At 50.5% G+C, this 1,209-nt stretch carries 2 protein-coding genes; both read right to left on the bottom strand.

The annotated features are described in order from the left end of the window. Positions 1–93: 93 nt before the first annotated feature. Positions 94–270, bottom strand: coding sequence for a TusE/DsrC/DsvC family sulfur relay protein (locus Ga0074115_RS15520; RefSeq protein ID WP_232433161.1), 177 nt, complete (start codon positions 268–270; stop codon positions 94–96). Positions 271–373: 103 nt separating this feature from the next. After that, positions 374–835, bottom strand: a complete 462-nt coding sequence (locus Ga0074115_RS16070; protein ID WP_082626970.1) for a PilZ domain-containing protein — start codon at positions 833–835, stop codon at positions 374–376. Positions 836–1,209: the final 374 nt, after the last annotated feature.

The raw sequence follows: 1,209 nt of genomic DNA, 5'->3' as shown, positions 1-1,209 counted from the left end.
GCGCACTTCGCTGATTAAGAGTTTCTTCCGCATGTCAGATACAAAGTATATTTTGGCAAGTTCAAAAATAGACTGCCAATACTTTCGGAACGATTAATAATCTCTGACAAACAGCACGATGTCCCACTGATTATCATTCATGGTGATGCCGATCTCTACGGCGCGCTCGATGGCTTCATGCTCCGACCAAGGGATTGCGCCAAACAGGTTGCCATTGGGATCGTTACGTACCGAGGCGGGGCTGTGGATGCGTTTGAGAATGTCTGACATAGCGGCTTTTCCTCTCTTTGGTGACTGGAAGTATAGGAAGTAGTCACCAATTGCCGGGCTAGCATTTCCATGGAGTTTGTCAGTAATTGTGGCTTTTGCCCGACTAATGATTTTTCAGACAACGGCGAAACTCCATCCTTGCTGGAGTTGCCAGGAGATGCCAGCTGTTCAATAGTGACATCAATCTGAGCCAGCCTGATAGGCCCTCATGGGGATACCAGGGGGCAATCCTCAGTTGGCCCTCCAGCAGGCTTTTGCCATCCCAGTTGGGTAAGATTATCTCGCTCAGGGCCTCCATCTGCAGCGCACTGTTGTCCTCGAATTTTAGTCCGGCCCCCTCCATGCTCACCCGGATCACCCGACAGTTGAGGCTCAATGCGCCCCGTTCCATCTCCCCCAAGGCGACCTTTAAGCGATCTCCTGGGCGTAGGCAGAGAACGCCCACGGCAAAAAAACCACCTGTGCTGATGTCATGGGTTACACAGTGACGTTGGGATGCGCGCTGTTCACAAAACAGGTTGACTGCCACTTTAAGGGGGGATCTTGGTGCGGCTCGTGCGTCCATCGGGGCTACTCTGTAAATGGAGGGAGGTGACAGAGAAGCTAGCGCGAAATCAGGTAAATGTTTAGACGGGGTTTTCCCTGCTGTATCAGGGAAAATCCGCGGCTATCCAGGGGGAATGGTTGAGCGGGAGAGGAGGTTTCTGAATCTCGATGGGGGATGAGGAAGTTTGTTGGATTTCTGTAAGAAACAGTCCCGTTATAGTGTCTGTCAGATCATCAGCACTCTCAATCAGACCGAGGCAAGTACAGGTATTTGCCACCCGTTGGTTTTGGACTTATTAATCGTTCCGAAAGTATTGGCAGTGTATACTGCTTTCCATGGCTACGATAAAAGAACAGCGTGATCAGAAAAGGAAAGATGTAGTGGAGGCGATT

This window comes from endosymbiont of Ridgeia piscesae, assembly GCF_001443665.1.
Lineage (GTDB): Bacteria > Pseudomonadota > Gammaproteobacteria > Chromatiales > Chromatiaceae > Endoriftia > Endoriftia persephonae.
This window is presented reverse-complemented; position numbering and strand designations above follow the sequence as displayed.

What these genes read in the sequence shown, in the direction of transcription:
- Ga0074115_RS15520 (WP_232433161.1), bottom strand. Translation starts at nt 270, where the DNA reads ATGTCAGACATTCTCAAACGCATCCACAGCCCCGCCTCGGTACGTAAC.
- Ga0074115_RS16070 (WP_082626970.1), bottom strand. Translation starts at nt 835, where the DNA reads ATGGACGCACGAGCCGCACCAAGATCCCCCCTTAAAGTGGCAGTCAAC.